Origin of the sequence: Photobacterium sp. SP02, assembly GCF_038519165.1 — a bacterium.
Lineage (GTDB): Bacteria > Pseudomonadota > Gammaproteobacteria > Enterobacterales > Vibrionaceae > Photobacterium > Photobacterium halotolerans.
On sequence record NZ_JASJOJ010000038.1, the window covers coordinates 37,153 to 43,498 of the forward strand.

5 protein-coding genes are annotated in these 6,346 nt (G+C 52.9%); 4 read left to right on the top strand and 1 reads right to left on the bottom strand.

The features are described 5' to 3' along the window. Window positions 1–125: 125 nt before the first annotated feature. The 3 genes from P0Y67_RS15510 to P0Y67_RS15520 all read left to right on the top strand — a co-directional run bounded on the left by P0Y67_RS15510 (window position 126) and on the right by P0Y67_RS15520 (window position 4,567). Window positions 126–1,472: an NCS2 family permease gene (locus P0Y67_RS15510; protein WP_342392595.1), complete on the top strand. Its 1,347-nt coding sequence runs from the start codon at window positions 126–128 to the stop codon at window positions 1,470–1,472. Window positions 1,473–1,697: 225 nt separating this feature from the next. Next, window positions 1,698–3,092, top strand: coding sequence for a nucleobase:cation symporter-2 family protein (locus P0Y67_RS15515; RefSeq protein ID WP_342392596.1), 1,395 nt, complete (start codon window positions 1,698–1,700; stop codon window positions 3,090–3,092). A 104-nt stretch (window positions 3,093–3,196) separates the two neighbouring features. Then, complete coding sequence (locus tag P0Y67_RS15520; protein ID WP_342392597.1) at window positions 3,197–4,567, top strand: 8-oxoguanine deaminase; 1,371 nt, start codon at window positions 3,197–3,199, stop codon at window positions 4,565–4,567. Between the two features lie 144 nt (window positions 4,568–4,711). Here P0Y67_RS15520 and P0Y67_RS15525 read toward each other — a convergent pair whose 3' ends face one another. Further along, window positions 4,712–5,323, bottom strand: coding sequence for a TetR/AcrR family transcriptional regulator (locus tag P0Y67_RS15525; protein WP_342392598.1), 612 nt, complete (start codon window positions 5,321–5,323; stop codon window positions 4,712–4,714). Between the two features lie 195 nt (window positions 5,324–5,518). Between P0Y67_RS15525 and P0Y67_RS15530 the strand changes: the two genes are divergently transcribed. Next, window positions 5,519–6,346, top strand: an 828-nt coding sequence (locus P0Y67_RS15530; protein WP_342392599.1) for a DUF4331 domain-containing protein, incomplete at its 3' end; no start/stop codon positions are given.

Genomic DNA, 6,346 nt, shown 5'->3' on the forward strand with positions numbered 1-6,346 from the left:
CGGCAGGGTTTTCAGCAAGTGACGGCCTGGAACATAGAGGGAAGCCCTGTCTGACAGGTGAAGTTGGAAACACTAAAAAACAACCAGCACACATCGTCATTCAGGCAAAAAAAGGAAGCGTCGTCATGAACAACTCTAAAACAGAAACGCTCGGTCATTCTGAAGCTGGTTCAGCTTCACTGTTAGAGCGCCTGTTTAAACTCAGAGCTCACGGCACCAGCGTGAAAAATGAGATCGTAGGTGGGATTACAACTTTTGCCACCATGGCTTATATCATTTTCGTTAACCCACAGATCATGTCGGCCTCAGGCATGGATGCCGAAGCGGTTTTTGTTGCTACCTGTATTGGTGCTGCAATAGGCACTTTGCTGATGGGCCTGTTTGCAAACTGGCCTGTCGGTCTGGCTCCGGGCATGGGGCTGAACGCCTTTTTCTCTTTCACTGTGGTGGGAGAAATGGGCTACAGCTGGCAAGTTGCCTTAGGGGCGGTTTTCATTTCCGGTATCCTTTTCGTTGCGATGAGTTTTTATAAAGTCCGCGAATGGATCATCGAAAGTATCCCTGAAAGCCTGCGTTTTTCCATGACAGCCGGTGTGGGTCTGTTCCTGGGACTGATCGGCCTGAAAACCGCCGGTATCGTGGTAGACAGCCCTGCCACTCTGGTCAGTCTGGGTGATTTTACCCAGCCTCAGGCGCTTTTAGCTGCAATCTGCTTCCTGATCATTGCCGTACTGAGTGAACGTAAAGTCTTCGGTGCCGTGCTGATCGGTATGTTCAGTGTCACCCTGATCGGTATCCTGCTGGGTCTGGTCCACTACAACGGGGTGATTTCTACTCCACCGAGCCTGGCTCCGACCCTGTTCGCCATGGACATTGCCGGCGCCCTGAACATCTCTATGATCAGCGTGATCCTGGCTTTCCTGTTTGTGAACATGTTTGATACTGCCGGTACCCTGATGGGCGTAGCTGAGCGGGCAAACCTGAGAAACAAAGAAACCGGAAAAATTGAAGGTCTGAGCAAAGCCCTGAAAGCTGACAGTATCGCCAGCGTGGCAGGTGCCTGTGTGGGTTGTCCGCCTGTCACCAGTTATGTAGAAAGTGCAGCGGGTGTCGCGGCCGGTGGCCGTACCGGACTGTCAGCCATAGTGATCGGTCTGCTGTTTGTCGCGGCAATCTTCTTCTCACCACTGGCTGGCATGATCCCGGCTTACGCCACTGCCGGCGCGTTGATTTACGTTGCCTTCGTCATGATGAGCAGTATGCAGCACGTGAAATGGAACGATTTTACTGACGCTGCACCTGCCGCTATCACAGCGCTGATGATGCCGCTGACTTTCTCCATCGCCAACGGTATCGCACTGGGTTTCATTACCTACACAGTGCTCAAAGTCGCCACAGGCAAAACCAAAGATGTCTCAATCAGCATGTACATACTGACCGCGATTTTTGTCGCCAAGCTGGTGTACCTCTGATCACAAACAGACACATGCAACACCCATAAAAACGAATTATCAAAACAGCGATACTTTAATGCATACCTACCTCTGTCGTACGGCAGAGGCAGGTCACTGCATACTTAATGAAATCCAATTTAATAAAAATATACGTAGTAAAAACATACGTATAAAAACATAGACGCGAACACAACCTATAACCCTACGCAGCCAATTCATCGGATGAATTGTGGAGAACTAACGATGAAACTTCTCTATACGCTAAACCAGAGACCACCACACAGCATCACCCTGCTCTTAGCTATCCAGCATATGCTGGCTTCCATCGGCGGCATCGTCGCTGTGCCATTAATTGTCGGCACCTCTATTGGTCTGCCGACCGATGAAGTCGTCACCCTGATCAACGCCGCTCTGCTCGCTTCCGGTATTGTCACCATTGCTCAGTGTCTTGGTTTTGGCCCTGTCGGTATCCGTCTCCCCGTTGTGATGGGATCGAGTTTCGGTTTTCTGGGTGTGGCCATCAGCATAGGTAACGCTGACGGTGTCGGCGGCATCATGGGGGCAGCACTTGTCGGCTCATTCGTGGTCGTGGCAGCCAGCTTCTTCATGGATAAAATCCGCAAACTGTTTCCCAATGTGGTCAGCGGTGTAGTGGTAACCCTGATCGGCCTGACCATTCTGCCCGTTGCCATGAACTGGGTGGGCGATGCGCCCAATACCAGTGAACAGTTCGCGACTATGCCAAAGCTGTTTTTAGCATTTATCTCGCTGGCAATCGTTATCGTGGTGTCTATTTACTGCCGTGGCGCCGTCGCTGCCTCTGCCATTGTTATCGGCCTGGCCGGTGGTTATCTGGTGGCCCTGTCAATGGGTATGGTTGACCTGGAGCAGATCGCTCGCGCAGAGTGGGTGGGCAGCCCGGCTATCATGGAATACGGCATGAGCTTCAGCCTGTCGGCTATCGTCAGCATGAGCCTGGTATACATAGTGGTGATTGCCGAAGCGACAGGGGATTTCATGGCCCTGGCGAACAACTGTAAAGTCAAACTGTCTGGTAACGATCTGAAACGCGGTCTGCTGGGTGACGGTCTGGGCAGCACACTGGCAGCCTTCCTGACCGCAATGCCACTGGCCTCTTTCAGTCAGAACGTGGGGATCGTGGGTATCACAGGTGTCGCCAGCCGCTACGTCGTGGCAACAACCGGTGCTCTGCTGATCCTGGGTGGCCTGTTCCCTAAACTGGCTGCACTGGCAGTAACCATTCCCAAACCAGTATTAGGCGGTGTCGGCTTCATCATGTTCGGTATGATTGCCTATGCCGGTATCCGCATGCTGATCAAAGCGGCTGACACCAAACGTAACGCCCTGGTGATCTGCGTCGGTCTGGCGTCCGGTCTGGCAGTGACTATCGAACCGCGCCTGGTTCAGCACCTGCCGCACGATCTGGCGAACCTGTTCCACTCAGGCATTACTACCGGCACCATCGTCACTGTACTGCTGAACCAGATCCTGCCTGAGAACGCCGTCAGCGACAGCATCGAGGAAACCGCAGATGATGAGGCAGAGAGTGAGCTCCCGGTTCAGACCTCTGAAACTGCGGAAAAGAAGCAACACATTGAAACAGCAAAACAATCCTGAACAGAGAGATAAATAACACACTCATATTAACCCGGGGATCGTTATGATCCCCACCCCATAAGACCTTCTCCTCGGCAACGGCAGAGAAGGCTAAGGAAAACAAAATGGAAACCATCTGGCTGAAAAACCCTTTAGCCATTTACACAGGCTCAAGCACAGAATCGGATGCCCGCGGCGGCGTTGTGATTCAAGGCAGTAAAGTGATTGAGCTGGTTCCTCTTGGTGCTCAACCAGCCAACAGACCCGATCAGGTGATCGATGCCAGTGAACATGTCATTACCCCCGGTCTGGTCAATGCCCATCACCATTTCTATCAGACCCTGACCCGCGCCTATCCGGATGCCCTGAACAAAGAGCTGTTCCACTGGCTCAAAACCTTGTACCCGGTCTGGGCCGGCCTTGATGAAGAAATGATGCAGGTCGCCACTGAGCTGGCATTGGTCGAGCTGATGATGTCCGGCTGTACCACCGCCTCGGATCACCATTATCTGATCCCCCGCGGGCTGGAACATGCCATTGATATCCAGGTAGAGACCGCACAAAAACTGGGTATCCGTTCTATTTTTACCCGTGGTTCAATGAGCCTGGGCGAAGACGAAGGCGGCCTGCCGCCCCGTCATACCATTCAGAAAGAAGACACCATACTCGATGACAGCATGCGTCTGATCCGTCAGTACCACCAGCGCGGTGATGGCGCGATGACCCAGATTGCTCTGGCGCCCTGTTCGCCATTTTCCGTCACCACCGATCTGATGAAAGAAACCGCCCGTCTGGCAGAGCGTGAAAATGTCATGGTACACACCCATTTGTGTGAAACCATTGATGAGGAAAACTTCTGTCTGGAGCGTTTCGGTTTGCGCCCGGTTGATTATCTGGAAGAAACCGGCTGGCTGAATCACCGCACCTGGCTGGCACACGGCATTCACTTCAACGAAGAAGAGATCCGCCGTTTAGGTCAGGCCGAAGTCGGGATATGCCACTGCCCGTCATCAAACATGATGCTGGCCTCCGGTATCTGCCGCAACAAAGAGCTGGAAGCGGCGGGCGTGAAAGTCGGACTGGGCGTTGACGGCTCAGCGTCAAACGACGGCTCAAACCTGGTCAACGAAGTGCGAATGGGCCTGTACATCCAGCGCCTGCGTTACGGTTCGGCGGATGTCACCCATTTTGATGCCCTGCGCTGGGCAACGTCAGGGTCAGCTCGTGCCATGGGCCGTGAAGATTTCGGCACGCTGGAGGTGGGTAAACAGGCAGACATCGCCATGTTCCGTCTGGATGAGATCCGCTTCTCAGGTGCACACGACCCACTGGCGGCACTGGTGCTCTGTGGTGCGCATCAGGCAGACAGAGTCATGGTGGCAGGACAATGGCGCGTCCATGATGGCAGGGTGATCGGTGTCGATTTACCGGCATTGCTGAGCCGTCATCAGGCGGCAGCAAAACGTCTGGTCGAGCGATTCCAGCAGCGCCGGTAAACGAAATCACTCACAACGTCTTTGTTCAGGATAGATAACACCCAAGCGCTTTCGCTATTTACCTCGTTGGGCGGAAGCGCTTTTTTATTGATTTAAAGTGTATCGGCGATTTCAAGTGTATCGGTGACTTGAGGTTGACCAGCTTCAGGCTGATTTTATCTGACAGCCGCGAATCACCAGTTGCGTCAGAAATTCTGCAGCATCGGCAAAATCCTGATCATCCAGTGCTTCTTTTTCCAGCACATTGCAAATCTGCCAGCTGAAATCGGCATAAGTCTGGGTCGATGCCCAAATCGTAAACATCAGATGCTGCGGCGACACGCGCGCCATCACACCCTTCTCAATCCAGCGCTCCAGCTTGGCAATGATCATTCTTGACTGCGCCAGCAGCTCGTCGCCGATATCTGACGGCAGATAAGGTGCACCCGACATCACTTCGTTGGCGAACACTTTGGAGGCGAAGGGGTGATCACGGGAAATCCGCAGTTTGGTCTGAATATAAGAGGTGAGCGCCTGAACCGGATCATCCAGCTGCTCAATAGGGCAGGAGGCTTCCAGCAATGGCTGAGTCACACTCTCCAGCACCGCACGATAGAGGTTTTCTTTGGTCTTGAAGTAGTAATACACGTTCGGCTTAGGGACGTCGGCCAGCTTGGCGATGTCGGCCACTTTGGTTGCCGCAAAACCCTGCTCCGCAAACAGTCGGCCCGCAAACTTGATAATAACTTCCTGATTTTTTTCTCGAATACGTGACATAACCTGATTTCATCCCTCCAACCGATGCAACGCCTCATACTAGTCGAACTGACCCGCGAATCAAAGTCTGGCAAAGTTATTTGCCTGATATCTCCGGTGATTTCTCTTTTTTCTGCAGCACAGCAAATTTTTTGCATCCATTTGCCGCCCCCAATCGTTTACTCAATGAGCACCAACAACAAACAAGGACCAATCATGAATACCAAACTCGTTGTCAGTGTCATTGCGATGAGCCTCTCCGGCATCGCCTCTGCATCCAGCCACCGGGAAGCACCGAACATCACCCGGCTTCCTACTCTGGACTCCACCGACTTTTATGCCTTCAACAGCTATGAAAGCGGCCGGGAGGATTACGTCACCCTGATCGCCAACTACATACCGCTGCAAGATGCCTACGGTGGCCCGAATTACTTCGCCATGGATCCCGCTGCCGTTTACAGCATCCACATTGATAACGACGGCGATGCGGTTGAAGATCTGACTTTTCAGTTCAATTTTAAAAATGCACTGCCGAACAACAACATGGGCGTCGCTCTTACTATTGGCAACAGCGGAGAAACCCAATCTGTGGCGGTGCCGTTAAAAGTTGTCGGCAGTATCAGTGATGCCGATCAGAGTGCGGCAAATTTCAGCGAAAGCTACACGCTCAGTCTGGTCAGCGGTCCGCAGCAAAATGGCCAGCCAACCAAGCTCGCCAATGTATCAACAGGCCAGACTGAATTTCACAAGCCGCTGGATTTTATCGGCACCAAAACCTTTGGCAGCGAAAGTGGCTATATCAATTACGCCAACCAGTTCATCTATGAGTTTACGATGCCAGGCTGCGCTGCAACGGGTAAAGTCTTCGCCGGTCAGCGCAAAGATCCCTTTGTGGTCAACCTGGGTAAAACCTTCGATTTGGTCAACTATGTGCCTGTTGAGGGCGACAGTGCGCCCGGTGCTGACGATGGCGGCGGCTTTCCTGGCGGGATCACCCAGTCAGCCGACAATGACGATCTGAGGCTCAAAAATGTCACCGAACTG